15 protein-coding genes are annotated in these 14,681 nt (G+C 41.8%); all 15 read right to left on the bottom strand.

Translation table 11 applies throughout. The features are described from left to right. Complete coding sequence (locus tag BLW54_RS08895) at positions 1–1,704, bottom strand: proline--tRNA ligase (RefSeq protein ID WP_035505282.1); 1,704 nt, start codon at positions 1,702–1,704, stop codon at positions 1–3. A gap of 119 nt (positions 1,705–1,823) precedes the next feature. Next, positions 1,824–3,080 (bottom strand): RIP metalloprotease RseP, encoded by a 1,257-nt coding sequence (rseP, locus tag BLW54_RS08890; RefSeq protein WP_074734072.1) that lies wholly within the window; start codon positions 3,078–3,080, stop codon positions 1,824–1,826. A gap of 110 nt (positions 3,081–3,190) precedes the next feature. Beyond that, the gene (gene dxr / locus BLW54_RS08885; protein ID WP_074734069.1) at positions 3,191–4,336 is read right to left on the bottom strand and encodes a 1-deoxy-D-xylulose-5-phosphate reductoisomerase; all 1,146 of its coding nucleotides are present in this window, start codon (positions 4,334–4,336) and stop codon (positions 3,191–3,193) included. A 19-nt stretch (positions 4,337–4,355) separates the two neighbouring features. Continuing rightward, positions 4,356–5,153 carry a phosphatidate cytidylyltransferase gene (locus tag BLW54_RS08880; RefSeq protein ID WP_035505289.1) on the bottom strand — a complete coding sequence of 266 codons (798 nt, stop codon included), beginning with the start codon at positions 5,151–5,153 and terminating at the stop codon, positions 4,356–4,358. Positions 5,154–5,169: 16 nt separating this feature from the next. Further along, on the bottom strand, positions 5,170–5,937 hold the full coding sequence (uppS, locus tag BLW54_RS08875) for an undecaprenyl pyrophosphate synthase (RefSeq protein WP_035505291.1): 768 nt from the start codon (positions 5,935–5,937) through the stop codon (positions 5,170–5,172). Positions 5,938–6,094: 157 nt separating this feature from the next. Continuing rightward, entirely contained in the window at positions 6,095–6,652 is a 558-nt protein-coding gene (frr, locus tag BLW54_RS08870) for a ribosome recycling factor (protein WP_035505294.1), read from the bottom strand. A gap of 3 nt (positions 6,653–6,655) precedes the next feature. Continuing rightward, positions 6,656–7,378: a UMP kinase gene (gene pyrH, locus BLW54_RS08865; protein ID WP_035505295.1), complete on the bottom strand. Its 723-nt coding sequence runs from the start codon at positions 7,376–7,378 to the stop codon at positions 6,656–6,658. 113 nt (positions 7,379–7,491) lie between these two features. Then, positions 7,492–8,376, bottom strand: coding sequence for a translation elongation factor Ts (gene tsf / locus BLW54_RS08860; protein WP_074734066.1), 885 nt, complete (start codon positions 8,374–8,376; stop codon positions 7,492–7,494). A 125-nt stretch (positions 8,377–8,501) separates the two neighbouring features. Beyond that, on the bottom strand, positions 8,502–9,239 hold the full coding sequence (rpsB, locus tag BLW54_RS08855) for a 30S ribosomal protein S2 (protein WP_074734064.1): 738 nt from the start codon (positions 9,237–9,239) through the stop codon (positions 8,502–8,504). Between the two features lie 159 nt (positions 9,240–9,398). Next, positions 9,399–9,842 (bottom strand): DUF6115 domain-containing protein, encoded by a 444-nt coding sequence (locus BLW54_RS08850; protein WP_074734062.1) that lies wholly within the window; start codon positions 9,840–9,842, stop codon positions 9,399–9,401. A gap of 239 nt (positions 9,843–10,081) precedes the next feature. Then, a complete protein-coding gene (locus tag BLW54_RS08845) occupies positions 10,082–10,858 on the bottom strand; it encodes a FliA/WhiG family RNA polymerase sigma factor (RefSeq protein ID WP_074734060.1) in 777 nt (258 codons plus the stop codon). A gap of 203 nt (positions 10,859–11,061) precedes the next feature. Next, entirely contained in the window at positions 11,062–11,559 is a 498-nt protein-coding gene (locus BLW54_RS08840; RefSeq protein WP_035505304.1) for a chemotaxis protein CheD, read from the bottom strand. Continuing rightward, positions 11,556–12,194: a chemotaxis protein CheC gene (locus tag BLW54_RS08835; RefSeq protein ID WP_074734058.1), complete on the bottom strand. Its 639-nt coding sequence runs from the start codon at positions 12,192–12,194 to the stop codon at positions 11,556–11,558. The genes BLW54_RS08840 and BLW54_RS08835 overlap by 4 nt, the downstream gene beginning before the upstream one ends. After that, on the bottom strand, positions 12,187–12,654 hold the full coding sequence (locus tag BLW54_RS08830) for a chemotaxis protein CheW (RefSeq protein ID WP_035505307.1): 468 nt from the start codon (positions 12,652–12,654) through the stop codon (positions 12,187–12,189). The genes BLW54_RS08835 and BLW54_RS08830 overlap by 8 nt, the downstream gene beginning before the upstream one ends. Before the next feature lie 17 nt (positions 12,655–12,671). Next, entirely contained in the window at positions 12,672–14,678 is a 2,007-nt protein-coding gene (locus BLW54_RS08825; RefSeq protein ID WP_074734056.1) for a chemotaxis protein CheA, read from the bottom strand. Between the last annotated feature and the right edge of the window lie 3 nt (positions 14,679–14,681).

Below are 14,681 nucleotides of genomic sequence, written 5' to 3'. Positions count from 1 at the left end.
TTAGGCTTTGTACCAGTTCTTTATATAGTCAACGATTTCCTTTACTTCTAGTTCCGTTTGATCTCCAGTTGCACGTTCTTTAACTTCTACAACACCTTCTGAAGCGCGTTTTCCAACGGTAATTCTTACAGGAATCCCAAACAGATCACTGTCTGCAAACTTAACTCCTGCTCGTTCTTTACGATCATCATATAAGACATCGATGCCAGCTTCAAGCAGTGAATCATATAATTGATCTGCCAATTCTTTCTGTTCTTCCTTTTTAGGATTCATGGAGAGCAAATGGACTTGATATGGAGCCATATTTTTTGGCCATGTGATCCCACGATCATCATGGTGTTGTTCTACGATCGCCGCAAGCGTCCTGGAAACACCGATCCCATATGATCCCATAATCATTGTTTTTGCCTTTCCTTGATCGTTCAAGAAAGTCGCATTCATTCGCTCTGAATAAAATTCTCCTAATTTAAAGACATGTCCGACTTCAATGCCCCGGGCGAATTTAATCGTTCCTTCTCCATCCGGAGAGGGATCTCCTTCTTGAATGAATCTTAAATCTGCATATTGAGTGACCTCAAAATCCTTCCCAGGTGTAGCATTTTTAAAATGAATGCCTTCTTCATTTGCTCCACAAGACACGTTCACAAGGGCTTCTACAGCAAAGTCAGCGACAACCTCCACTTCTTCTGGAACATTTACAGGTCCTAATGAACCAAAGCCAGCCCCCAGAAGACGCTTGGTATCTTCTTCTGATGCCAATTCTACCATATCCGCATCATAGAGATTTTTCAATTTCACATCATTTACTTCGTGGTCCCCGCGTGTAAGTGCAAGGACAAATTGGTCATCCACTTGGAAAAGGATAGACTTAATTCCTTGATGTACCTCATGTCCTAAGAAATCAGCCACATCTTTCATTGTTTTTTGACCTGGTGTTTCAACTTTCTCCATAGTACCTGGAGCTTCCGTAGACTTTTCATAGGTTGTAACTACTGGAGCCATTTCAATATTTGCCGCATAACGAGATGTATCTGAGTAAGCAATGACATCTTCACCAACCTCAGAAAGAACCATAAACTCATGCGTATCTTTTCCACCCATCGCTCCTGAATCAGCAATGACTGCTCTGAAATTCAACCCGCATCGTCTGAATACATTTGAATAAGCTTCAAACATCTTCTCATACGTTTCATCAAGGCTTTCATATGATTCATTAAATGAATAGGCATCTTTCATAAGGAACTCACGGCCACGAAGAAGACCAAAACGGGGGCGCGCTTCATCACGGAATTTATTTTGTATTTGGAAAACAGTCAAAGGAAGCTGTTTATAACTTTTCACTTCATTGCGGACAAGACTTGTAATTACTTCTTCATGCGTCGCACCTAAAGCGAATTCCCTATTGTGACGATCATTTATTCGCATTAATTCTGAACCGAATGTTGTCCATCGACCTGTTTCCTTCCATAGTTCCGATGGTTCAAGAGCCGGCATCGCCATCTCATGAGCGCCGATCTTTTCCATCTCTTCACGGACAATATTCTCTACTTTACTTAGGACTCGTCGTCCGATCGGAAGAAAGCTGTAAATACCTGAAGCAACTTGACGTATGTAACCAGCACGAACGAGTAGCTGGTGGCTCTTTATTTCAGCATCGGCAGGGTTTTCTTTAAGGGTTGGAATTAACATATGACTTTGTCTCATAACATGCACCTCAGTTCTATTTTAATATAAACTTTTTTGGTTTACCTTTATTTTACTTAAATAAAGAAGCCAGAAGCCAAGGAATCACCGATCACCTCAGGGCTTCCAGCTATTAACAATCATAAGAATAAACGCTGAATATCATTCCATGTGACCACAAGCATTAATAGCATGAGTAAAGCGAATCCAATGAAATGGACAATTCCTTCTTTTTGGGGATCAATCGGTTTCCCTCGTAATCCCTCTAGTCCGACAAATAATAATCGGCCGCCATCAAGGGCAGGTAGCGGGAGTAAGTTTACAATACCCAGGTTAATACTTAAAATAGATGTCCACATGACAAAGTTTGTAAAACCAGTACGGACAACTTGATCTGTAGCATCATATATACCTACAGGTCCTGACAACATATCAAGGGAGAATTGACCAGTTACCAATTTACCTAAATTCGTTAAAATTAGGGATGACCATTCATAGGTTTGTGTAAATCCGAAGGTGATTTTCTTAGCAAACGATTCTTCGAAAGCTCGGGCAACCCCCACTTGACCGATGGTTACCTCCCGGTCTTCAATTGCATCTGGAGTTACATTCAATTGTTGACTGGTCCCATCTCTATTAACAGTTAGCGTAACCTCTTCCTCAGGGTGAGCACGGATAATCGTCGTAAACTCTTCCCACGTACTCACGGATTCCCCGTCCACTGCAGTCACTTCATCACCAGCCTGAAGACCAGCTTGTTCGGCTGGTGAGTTTTGTTGAATGTCCCCAAGTTTCGCTTCATTCGAAGGGACTCCTTGGATAAATCCTAAAATCATGAACAGGATGATAGCTAATACAAAGTTCATCATAGGTCCTGCAAAAAGCTGCATCGCTCGTTGTGGTACTGTTTTAGATGCGAATTGACGATTATATGGGGCAATTTGTGTTTCTTTTTCGTCCATAACGAACATGGCTTTTGGCTCTACTTCAAAGAAAAGCTTTTCATCTTCATCCATCTCATAACCTTCAATGACAAGTCGATGGTCGAGATCCGCTCGTTCGACTTCAATGACCCTTGCCTGGGGGTGTTTATCTTTATTGTTGACGATAATCCTGTTTACTTTACCTTCTTCATTAAACTCAAGGCCGATATGGTGGCCCGCTTTTAATTCAACTATTTCAGGATCTTCTCCTGCAACCCGGACATACCCGCCAATTGGCAAAAGACGGATGGTATAAAGAGTTTCATTCCGAGTAAATGCAAAAATTTTCGGTCCAAATCCGATCGCAAATTCCCTTGCAAGCATTCCAGCCCGCTTAGCAAAAATGAGATGCCCCCACTCATGGACGAACACTAAAAGTCCGAACATAAGTATAAATGCAATCACTGTAGTCAAATGAAGCACCTTCCTTTAGTTTCGCTCTGGTTTGGTTGTTGGATTATGAGAGCATCATCCCTTATCAATATAAATAAGAAAGCTTCTCACAAAGAAAATAGACAGAGCTTTTAATTTATTTGGAAACGGACATTTCTCCTAGTTTCCTCATCAATAGAAATTATGGTAGACAAGTCGGGGTTATGAATCTTGTCATGCTTTTCTAATGCCAGTTCGATGTATTTCTCGATATCTAGGAAGGAAATTTTCCCTTCCAAAAACTGCTGAACAGCTTCTTCGTTAGCTGCGTTTAATACCGCAGGCATCGAACCACCTTCTTTACCAGCTTCAAAGGCCATTCTCAAACATGGAAAACGTTCCATGTCCATCTTTTGAAAGTTCAATGTTGCCACCTCTTCTAGATCCAGGTGTTGAGTTATGGAGAGATCTTTACGCACCGGATAAGTTAAGGCGTATTGAATCGGCACTTTCATATCAGGTGTTCCCAATTGGGCAATGACATTCCGGTCTACAAATTCGACCATTGAATGAATAACACTTTCTCTATGAAGAATAACATGAATTTGCTCATAAGGTACATCAAAAAGCCAGTGAGCCTCAATCACTTCTAAGCCTTTGTTCATCATCGATGCAGAATCAATGGTGATCTTGGCCCCCATGCTCCAATTTGGATGGTTTAATGCATCATCTACGGTCACACCGATGAGTTCTTCTCTTGTTTTATCACGAAAACTTCCTCCCGATGCGGTAATGATAAGTTTATGAATATCCTTTCTTTGCTCTCCGTTCAACGCTTGAAATATAGCCGAATGTTCACTATCAACAGGGAGAAGAGCCACGTTATGCTTCTTGGCTTCAGCCATAACCAAGTGCCCCGCAGTAACAAGCGTTTCCTTGTTGGCAATGGCGATTTGCTTTTTCGCTTGGATAGCTTTGAGAGTAGCTGGCAATCCTACACTTCCCATTACCGCATTCACCACTACATCAACAGGGTCGGCTACACTAGCCTCTATTAAACCTTCTCCTCCACAAAGAATTTGTGTATGGTCAATTTCCTGCTGGAGTTTTTTCTTGGTATCCTCATCTTGAACAACAACCAATGAAGGTTTAAATTCCTGTATAAGCGGAAGAGCTTTGTCTATATTCTTTCCAAAGGCCATTGCATATAAAGAAAATTGGTGAGGGTGCAGGCGTATCACATCCAGAGTCTGGATGCCTATCGAACCCGTAGCACCCAATAAGGAGATGTATTTCATCATGTATAACTCCTCTCACTTAAGAAATAAAATTGATCAAATGTAAGATCGGCAGGATGAAAATCAGGCTGTCAAACCGATCAAGGACCCCTCCATGACCTGGCAAGATCTTTCCGGAGTCTTTCACAGCATAATGTCGCTTAAAAGCAGATTCGACCAAGTCGCCGATCTGGCCAGCGATAGATACTAGCACGGTGACTAATAAGACGATGATAAGAGAATGGTCAAGCGGATGAACGATCTGGAAAACCAAAGCTACTGCGCACGCCAGGATAATTCCTCCAACTGAACCCTCAATCGTTTTCTTCGGACTGATTTGCGGCCACAGTTTATGTTTGCCTAATGCCCTCCCGAATAAATAGGCACCAGTGTCTGTCGCCCAGACAACAAATAATGCGAAGAAAATATATTCAATGTCTGCTTCTCGGGTTTCTATCAAATAATTGAACCCCATTCCGATATAAATAGCCGATAATAAAAGAAAACCAGCATCATCAAAAGTAAAACGGTTCTTCACAAGCACGGTATAACTGAGTAAGATTAGCACGGCAAGTAAAGTAATTTCAGACTTAGTAATGATGTCCTGTGAAGTAATCGACTCATCCAACACTTCATATGGAAACATGAGCGCCCACATCAAAACCAGCCCTAAGCCGGCTGCCACAGAATAACGCGCAATTTTTTTCATTCTTACGAGTTCAAGTAGCGCAATACTAGCAATGAAATAAACAAAAATTTTAAAAGGCCATCCTCCCAGCATAACAATGGGCAGGAAGATGAGTGCTGCAACGATTGCTGTAATTGTTCTTTGCTTCATAACACTTTTTCACACCTTATACTCCGCCGAAACGACGTTTGCGATTTTGAAAATCATAGAGAGCCTTCTCAAAATGGCTTTCATTGAAATCAGGCCAATAAACTTCAGTAAACCAAAATTCAGCATAGGCCAACTGCCACAATAAAAAATTACTCAGCCTCTGCTCTCCGCTTGTCCTTATGAGGAGGTCTGGATCAATCAGTTCAGACGTGTACAGTTCAGAAGAAAACATCGATTCATCGATATCTGATACATTCACTTCCCCTTCTTGTACTTTAGAGGCGATTTGCTTGACTGCATGTACCATTTCAAAACGGCTGCCGTAGTTCAGGGCAAAATTGAGGATAAGTCCATCATTATCTTTCGTTTTCGCGATCGCTTCTTTTACAGCCTTTTGGGTATGAGCCGGCAAGACATCAAAGTCACCGATCGTCCGGACCTGGACATTTCGCTCGATCAGTTCAGGCAAATATGTACTAAGAAAATCAACAGGAAGCTTCATTAGGAATTCTACCTCATTTTTAGGACGTTTCCAATTTTCTGTCGAAAAAGCATAAAGGGTAAGAACTTTAATGCCGATATCTGAAGCATATCGGACAATTCTCTTGACGACTCCCATGCCTTCCTTATGACCAGCAATCCGAGGCATCCCTCTATTTTTTGCCCATCGGCCATTTCCGTCCATTATGATAGCGACATGTTTGGGCAGGTGATGAACCTCCAACTCTAACGACATAGGTTCCGGCTGCTTTTTGTTATTAGTGAATGGAAACTTGATAGGCATGTTCAATCCTCCAGTCCGATTGTTCCATCTTTCTATTATATACTAAACTCAATAAAAATGCTGAGACCTGCCTTATGACAGTGTACAAAATAAAAGCCACGCTGCCAAACATCAACAGCGCGGCTTGATATACCTTATGGCATATATAGGCAGGAAATCATACTTCCATGATTTCCTCTTCTTTCGTTTTTGCCAGTTGGTCGATCTTTTCGACATTCTGGTCTGTTACTTTTTGGACATCATCCTGATAAGAACGAAGGTCATCTTCCGTAAGTTCCCCATCTTTTTCAAGTTTTTTCAAACGATCATTTGCCTCACGACGAATGTTTCGAACTTGAACTTTTGCTTCTTCGGAATATTTACCGACCACTTTGGCAAGATCCTTACGACGTTCTTCTGTAAGGGCAGGGATGTTGATCCGCACTACATTCCCATCACTGGATGGAGATAGACCAAGATCCGCTTTCTGAATGGCTTTCTCAACTTCAGCAATAGCACTCTTATCATATGGTGTAATGACAAGAAGCCGCGGCTCTGGTGCAGACACTTGAGCTAATTGATTGAGTGGTGTTGCGGCACCATAGTAATCCACATAGACATTATCTAAAATTGAAGGATTCGCACGCCCCGCACGAACCGTAGCAAGCTGACGAGAGAACGCTTGAGTTGCTTGCTCCATTTGTTGCTTCGTTTCATTAATTACAGCATCAGACATTGTTTATTTCCCCCTCACGATTGTTCCAATATTTTCGCCCATTACAGCTTTTTTAATGTTACCATCCTCTGTTATTGAGAATACCAATAAATCGATATCGTTGTCCATACATAATGATGAAGCTGTCGAATCCATAACGCCCAGCCCTTCATTCAGGACATCCATATAAGAGAGCTGATCGTATTTCACAGCGTCTTCATTTAGTTTAGGGTCATCATTGTAGACTCCATCCACATTGTTTTTGGCCATGAGAATGACATCTGCTTCGACCTCTGCAGCTCTGAGAGCCGCCGTGGTGTCTGTAGAAAAGTAAGGATTTCCTGTACCAGCAGCAAAAATAACAACACGCTTCTTCTCTAAATGACGAATGGCTTTTCTTCGAATGTAAGGTTCTGCCACTTGTCTCATTTCAATCGATGTTTGGACACGGGTTGGAATCCCTAAGTTTTCTAGACTGTCCTGAAGGGCCAGTGAATTCATAACGGTTGCAAGCATCCCCATGTAATCAGCGTTCGCACGGTCCATTCCCATTTCAGCGCCGACCTTTCCACGCCAGATGTTGCCACCTCCGACGACGACTGCAACCTCGACACCTAGTTCAGCCACTTCTTTTACTTGACGGGAGACTGATTTGATAATACTAGGTTCTAAGCCGAACCCTGCCTCTCCACTTAAAGCCTCTCCACTTAGTTTTAATACAATACGACGATAGCGAGCAGTAGTCATAGTTACCTCCCGTGTTTTCACTGATTTCCTCTACATTCTTTTGCATATATCTGCAATTATGTAGCCGTTTGAAAATAGGGAACACCGACAGTGTCCCCTATTTTTCATTCTCATTATTTTTTAACCTGGTTCATTACTTCATCTGCGAAGTTTTCTTCACGTTTTTCCATACCTTCACCAACTTCGAAGCGATTAAAACCAGTGATTTGACCACCAGTAGATGCTACGAATTGTTTAACTTTCTGGTCTGGATCTTTAACGAAGCTTTGATCAAGCAGGCAGATTTCTTCGAAGAATTTGTTCAAACGGCCTTCCACCATTTTTTCAACGATGTTTTCAGGCTTTCCTTCATTCATCGCTTGCGTTTTAAGCATTTCACGCTCTTGATCTGCTTCCTCTTGTGGAATTTCTTCACGGGATACATAACGAGGGTTAACCGCTGCCACGTGCATCGCTACATCTTTTGCAGCAGACTCGTCCGTAGAACCTTCAAGGACAGTTAATACGCCGATGTTCCCGCCCATATGAAGGTAAGCACCGAATGCGTCATCTTCCGTTTTTTCTTTGATGACAAAGCGACGAAGGGAAATTTTTTCCCCGATTTTCGCTACACGATCTGTAATATAGCTGCTTAGTACTTCTCCGTCACCGTGAAGCTTTTGTTCAAGTGCTTCTTCAACAGTTGCCGGTTTTTGAGAGAGCAAGTGCTGTCCAAGCTCTTTAAGTAAATCTTTGAAATGGTCGTTCTTCGTTACAAAGTCTGTTTCACAGTTCACTTCTAGAAGAACAGCTGTGTTACCGGAAATCTCAATTGCCGCAGAACCTTCTGCAGCGATACGGTCAGCTTTTTTAGCCGCTTTGGAAATTCCTTTTTCACGAAGCCATTCCATCGCTTTATCCATGTTACCATCTGTTTCAGTTAGTGCTTTTTTACAATCCATCATACCAGCACCAGTTTTTTCACGAAGTTCTTTTACCATTTTAGCGTTTACTGCCATTGTAAAGCCTCCTTAATAGTTACATATAAGTATAGCCCACGCGGCCCATCGGGAAACGCGGAGCTGTTATGGATTCTTTAAAAAAGGTGATAAAGGTATACCCCCTTATCACCTTTTGACCCTTCTTACTCTTGCGCAGCTTCTACTGCAGCTTCAGTTTCTTCTGTTGTCTCTGTTTCTTCCCCTTGTTTAGCTTCAAGGACAGCGTCAGCCATCTTAGAAGTCAACAATTTAACGGCACGGATTGCATCATCGTTTGCAGGGATGACATAATCGATTTCGTCTGGGTCACAGTTTGTATCAACGATACCTACAACTGGAATATTCAATTTGTGAGCTTCAGCAATGGCGATACGCTCTTTACGAGGATCGATTACGAACATTGCGTCTGGAAGGCTCTTCATTTCCTTAATACCGCCTAGGAATTTAACAAGACGATCTTTTTCTTTAAGCATATCGACCACTTCTTTTTTAGGAAGTACGTCGAATGTACCGTCTTCTTCCATGCGCTCAATGTCTTTAAGACGGTTGATACGCTTGCGGATAGTTTCAAAGTTCGTTAGTGTACCACCCAACCAACGTTGGTTAATGTAATACATGCCACAACGAGTAGCTTCGTCACGAACTGTATCCTGAGCTTGTTTTTTTGTACCTACGAAAAGGATATTACCGCCATCAGCAGCGACCTCTTTTACGTAGTTAAATGCTTCATCAACCTTCTTCACTGTTTTTTGCAGGTCGATGATGTAGATCCCGTTACGCTCCGTGAAGATATATTTCTTCATCTTCGGGTTCCAGCGACGAGTTTGGTGTCCGAAATGAACACCAGCTTCAAGTAGCTGTTTCATAGAAATTACAGACATGATAGTTCCTCCTGTTTGGTTTTTTTAGTATCCTCCGCCTCTTTCATTTCCTCTAGTGAACTCTATTAAAAGAGCAACCTCACTTGAGAATCCAAAGGCGTGCGTATTGACACCGTCAGTAAATATACCATAAGAGATCAGTCCGTTCAAGTTTTTTTATTAGTTTTTATGGAATTTGTAGAGAAGTTCGATTTCCGTCTTTCCTTTATGAAGTTTTCTTGCAATTTCTTCGATGCTGCAGCCTTTTTCTTTCATATCAAAGACCTTTGCATGAAGTGACGGCTCATAGTTCTCTACAATATCGGGTTCTGGTGGAGCGTAGGAAGTTACCGACTCCTGTTCAGTGGAAACTTCACTTCCTGCGTTTTTCGTCTCTTCTGGGGACGGGGCAGCCTTACTCATTGTAAACCATTCTTCCATCCTCTTGTTCTCTTCTTTGATTTCCATTAAGTATGAAGTGAATAAATCTTCAATTTCAGAAGCGACTTGTTTTTGTCTGCGTTCTAGTTCCTCGGTAAGACGAATTTTTTTCATCATCGTCCCTAGGGCTAAAATCAGTAGCCCATCAATAATAAAACTGACTATCAATAAAAATACGATCATTCATTTCCCTCGCCCATCTTTTTTTGTTGCGGGTCTGTATTCTCATGCTATTTCTTTGTTATGGCAGACATACCCCTTTCCCCAGCCCCTAACCATTGACCTTACTGTACATCCATTTTGATCTGCAAGAAGTATGATCACTAGTTCAGTCCGTGTAAGTTTAAAATCAAAGGGAAGTCATCTGTTACTTGAAAAGAGAAGGGAAATGCCTATTGCCATGGATACAAGCGTCTTCCTCGCTATACCGATATAAGATCCTGCAAGGAATGTCTAAGCTTATAGATCGCTTTCGCGTGAATTTGAGAAATCCTTGATGTGGTCAGATCTAGCACCTGTCCAATTTCAGTCAGCGTTAATTCTTCATGATAAAAAAGGCTAATGACCAGTTTTTCTTTCTCATTCAGTTTCTCAATTTCATTGGCAAGTTCTTCGTAATTTTCTTTTTTTATCACTGATTCATAGGGGGAAAAAGTATGATGATCAGGGATGGAGTATCCAATGCCTTCTTTATGATCTTCCTTTCCGTCTTTGAGTTTTTCTTCCATAGATAAAACATTTGAAAAGAGAGAATCTTTAACCGTTTCCTCTACTTCTTCCTGAGTAAGTTTTAACATATCCGCTATTTCCTGTGAGGTGGCAGGCCGCTGCAAGTCCTGCTCTAATTTCTCAGCCGTCTGTTCGATTTTTTTTGCACGATCGCGGACAGACCGCGGAAGCCAGTCCTCTTTTCTTAACCCATCCATAATCGATCCTCTAATCCGAAAGGAAGCATATGTATCAAACTTAAGATCCCTGGACCGGTCAAACTTTTTCAAAGCATCGTACAACCCCAGCATGCCAAGACTTCTTACATCATCTTTACTCACACTTTTCGGTAAATGAGCTGATATTCTCTGGACATGATAGCTTACTAGATAATCATATTGCTGAACTAAGCGATTTGCCGCCTCTCCATCATGCTCCTTTGTCCATAAACTCCACCACTGCTGTTCTTGTGAAGATATACAGCTGGTCATTCCAATCCTCCCCGTCCTTAAATGTTATTAATATTGAACCATCGGATTCTTCATATAAGCGATCATGACCTCTTCCAAGGATCATCCCGTATCAAAGTCTCCAGAAAGATCCATACGCACTAAAAAAGTTTCTCTTGTTATGGATTATTTCCTCCCTTTCATACACTCCCTTTGTATAAGAGAAATAGAGAAAAAGACGCTGATCAAATCACGCATTTTCCCAGATTCACTGTTCTTATGTGAAGAGCACTTGTGTTAGGATCAAATTCAATTGTCCGGCCACTGTTCCCGCCAACATCTTCTGCTATGACAGGGATACGATACAAAGAAAGGTTTTCCTTTACAGCTTCAATATTCCTCGGCCCAATCCGCATCATGTCATGAGAAGAGCTGAATTGGAACATCTGTGCCCCTCCTGCAAGTTTGGCTTTTAAACGATGGGGAGAGGAACCTGCCCCTTTCAATGCAACAATTAGATCATCAATCGCCGTATCAGCATATTTAGCCCTGTTCAATCCTTCTTTCATTGCAAGTTTAGCCTCAGGTAACATGATGTGGGCCATTCCGGCCGTTTTTCTACCTTCATCATACAAGACGATGCCGACACAGGAACCTAAGCCTGAAGTTCGTATGGTATCAGGAGAATGAACCATTCCCATATCGCCAATTCCAACTTTTATTACATGTAGAGGAATACTCACATTACTGAACTCCTAAAGAAGTGAACATACGAGTCAGGATCAGGAAAAAGGAAGAAATGACCATCGATGTCTTCCTCTCTCCTCCCTTCTCCATCGGTAAAGGAAGTCTTAATAACAATAGCCTGATCACTTACTTGAGACATTTTAATAAGCCCCATGCTTAAGATCGCCCCAACCATATCCTGAGCAATCGAAGGGACTGTGGACGCAAGCTCGAGCGCTGCGAAATCTCCAAGCGCTGTCAGATAAGCACCTGATACTATATTCCCTAGCTCGTTTAAAGCGGATAAAGCCATATCATCTTCTTCATGCCCTAAAAAAACTGGAGTGGATACACACATTCTTTGAACAAAATGAGCGGCTTTATTTGGTGATAGCACAAAAAACATCGTTCCTGGGGCGTCCCCTTCAATTCTTTGACAAATGCTGACCACTTCTTTATCAGCCCCACCAGCAAGCTCCATAACTGTGTCAAAACCGACAACTTCTACACCAGGAACGCGCATGTCTATTTTTTTATTTAATAGCTTTGATAAAGATGTGGCTGCATGGCCGGCGCCAATGTTTCCAACTTCTTTCAACACATTCAACTGAACAGGTCCGAACCATTCGGTGAATGCTTTTGGATTACGCATGGATCTGGTTCAACTCAAGAACATCCTCTTTTGACAGGACTTTTTCCAAGTTTAATAGAATAAACAGACGCTGATCCATTTTTGAGACACCTTGAATATAGTCCGCTTCCACAGTACCCGTGACTTCTGGCGGGGGTTCGATATTCTCTTCATCAAGATCTAATACGTCTTTCGCTGCATCCACGATTAACCCTACATTCCGTTCCTTAATTTTAACAGTGACGATCCTTGTCCGCTCCGTTTCCTCTATTTTATCCATTCCAAATCTCTCCCTTAAGTCGATGACAGGAGTAACCACTCCTCTCAAATTTAATACTCCTTTTACAAATGGTTTGGTACCAGGCACCCGTGTAATAGGCATCATTCGTTCAATCGATCCAACCAACTCCACAGGAATGGTATACTCTTCTTCATGAATTTGGAAAACAATGACTTTCCGTTGTGTCGTTTCTTCTGTCACCTTTGTCCCTCCTCTCTTTATTTGACCAATGCATGACTATCTAAAATTAAAGCAACCTGACCATCTCCAAGGATCGTCGCCCCAGAAATTGCGAACGCACCAGATAGGTAATCACCGAGTGATTTTAATACAACCTCTTGTTGACCAATAAATGAATTGACAACGAGAGCGGCCATCTTTTCCCCTTTACGGACAACGACGACAGAGTAATCCCCCTCTTCATCCCATTTCTCTGGAACTTGAAGAACATCTTTTAAAAACACCAGGGGGACAATCTTACCTCTGAAGTCGATCACTTTTTTGTTATGAGCGTGCATAATATCTTCCTTTTTCACAATCGCTGTCTCGATAATAGAAGATAAAGGAATGGCGTATTTCTCTTTTTGAACGTCGACAAGCATGACGGAAAGGATTGAAAGAGTCAGAGGCAGCTGGATAGAAAAGATACTCCCCTCATCCGGGATGGAGTCGACAGATATATTCCCTCCGAGAGATTCAATTGTGCTTTTCACAACATCCAAACCGACCCCTCTGCCTGATACATCAGAGATCTCATCGGCTGTTGAGAAACCACTTTCCATAATCAACTCATAGACCTGTGAATTCGGCATCGCTTCGGCCTGTTCTTTTGTAACGACTCTATTTCCAATCGCTTTTTGAATTACTTTGTCCCGATCTATACCCCCACCATCATCTGAAATTTCAATGAAGACGTGATTTCCACTATGGTAGGCCTTTAACTCCAGCTTCCCTGTTGCAGACTTGCCTTTGGATATCCTTTGGTCCGGGCTCTCAATCCCATGGTCAAGAGCATTGCGAATGAGGTGAACGAGCGGATCACCAATTTCATCAATTACAGTCCGGTCCAGTTCCGTTTCTGCTCCTACAATACTCAAGTCAATGCTCTTATTTAAATCTTTAGAAAGTTGACGTACCATTCTGGGAAATCTGTTGAACACTTGTTCGACAGGTACCATACGCATATGTAAAATAATATTTTGCATATCATTGGAAATCCTTGTCATTCTTTCGACCGTTTCTCGAAGTTCATGGTGCTTCAAATCATTTGAAATCTGTTCCAGACGACCACGATCAATGACTAACTCTTCAAACAGATTCATAAGAGCGTCAAGACGATCAATATTTATGCGGATCGTTTTGCCAGCCACCTGTTTCGACTCTCTATCTTTTTTACTTTCCTTCATTTTTTTCGAAACATTACCAGTTACTGATGATTCCTGTTCAGAAGTTTCTTGTTTTCTTACTGGAATGACATAGTTCTGTACCCTTACATGTTCAATTTCGGATACTTTCCTCACCTGATTCTCAATTTCATCAGGGTCCTCATCTGTGATCAGCAACACTTGGAAGGTTGTTCCAAACTCTTCCTTCTCTAATTTTTCCACTGAGGGCGATGACAGAATGACGTCGCCAGCTTGTTCTAAAACTTCAAAAACCATATACACTCGCGCCGCTTTTAAAAGACAGTCTTCTCTCAGTGATACGTCGATCTGAAAATTGCTTTTTCCCTGTTCACTAGATTGTTGGAGCGCTGTTTTAGTAAACTCATCTACATAAAACTCACCTGCTCCATGGGCATCTCCAGTTCCTATGGTTTCTTTTTGATCGACCGAAGAAACACTTCCACCATTTTCAATGGTTTGTAAAAGTTCGACGACCTTCTCCACATTTCTTTCTCCTGTCCCCCCTTTGGAAATATCAAGGACCATAGATTCAAGGTCATCGACTGAATCAAAGACAACATCCAGCATATTTTCATCGACGCGGATTTTTTCATTACGGACGGCATCCAGCACATTTTCCATTTTGTGAGTCAAATTGGAAAGATCTTGGTACCCCATTGTTGCTGACATTCCTTTGAGGGTGTGGGCAGACCTGAAGATTTCATTTACGATTGTCAGGTCCCCTGGATTTTTTTCCAGGCTTAACAGTTGATCATTGATCGACTGCAAATGTTCGTTGCTTTCATCAATGAATACTTCTAAATACTGTTTTGTCTCCATATG

The sequence above is a fragment of the Halobacillus karajensis genome, assembly GCF_900108515.1.
Taxonomy (GTDB): domain Bacteria; phylum Bacillota; class Bacilli; order Bacillales; family Halobacillaceae; genus Halobacillus; species Halobacillus karajensis.
The sequence above is the reverse complement of the archived record's forward strand: the minus strand, read 5'-3'. Positions and strand labels throughout refer to the sequence as shown.